The sequence below is a fragment of the Pseudonocardia nigra genome (genome assembly GCF_019396355.1).
In the GTDB taxonomy this organism is placed as follows: domain Bacteria; phylum Actinomycetota; class Actinomycetes; order Mycobacteriales; family Pseudonocardiaceae; genus Pseudonocardia; species Pseudonocardia nigra.
Window position 1 is genome coordinate 1 of record NZ_JAHKRK010000578.1, and the last position, 581, is coordinate 581.

At 66.8% G+C, this 581-nt stretch carries 1 protein-coding gene; it reads right to left on the bottom strand.

Features of this window, described 5'->3' with window-relative positions; genetic code table 11:
* Positions 1–12 precede the first annotated feature (12 nt).
* Positions 13–581, bottom strand: a 569-nt coding sequence (locus KME75_RS42280) for a transposase family protein (RefSeq protein ID WP_219420713.1), incomplete at its 5' end; no start/stop codon positions are given.

Here is a 581-nt window from a genome sequence, read left to right on the forward strand (position 1 = left end):
ATTGAGGTGATCTCAGCAAGATTGGTTTCGGAGTTGGTGTTCGAAGTGGGTGAGCACGAGTGCTCCTGCGACGATCCGCCCGATTTTCGACGGGCTGGTAGTGATGCGCTGCAGCGCCCGCCAGCGGGTGGTGAGCAAGGCGAAGCCGCGTTCGCCGGTGGCGCGAGTCGCGCGATGCAGCGCGTTGTAGGCCTGGTGGCCGGGTGCGAGGACGTTGCCGTCGCCGGGCTGTTTGACCGGTGTGTGCACGCCCTGGCCTGCGCCTTCGTAGCCCGAGTCGGCCAGCGCGGGCAGATCGAGTTGCGAGGCCGACCAGTACAGCGCGCCGAGCAGGCGCACCTCGCGGGCGGCGATCAGGTCGTGGTTGTGTCCGGGCACCACCTCGGAGGTCCACACCGGAAAGCCGTCGGGTCGCATGACAGCTTGGATGTTCCCGCCGAACGCGCGATGCTTACCGGAGTACCAGGAGTTGATCGTGTTGCCTTTCGCGCTGGTCGTGGTCTCGGCGCAGCGATCGGTGCGAAACAGCTTGCCGTCCACGACGACGTGCGACCAGCCCTGCTCGGCCACCTCGACGAGCG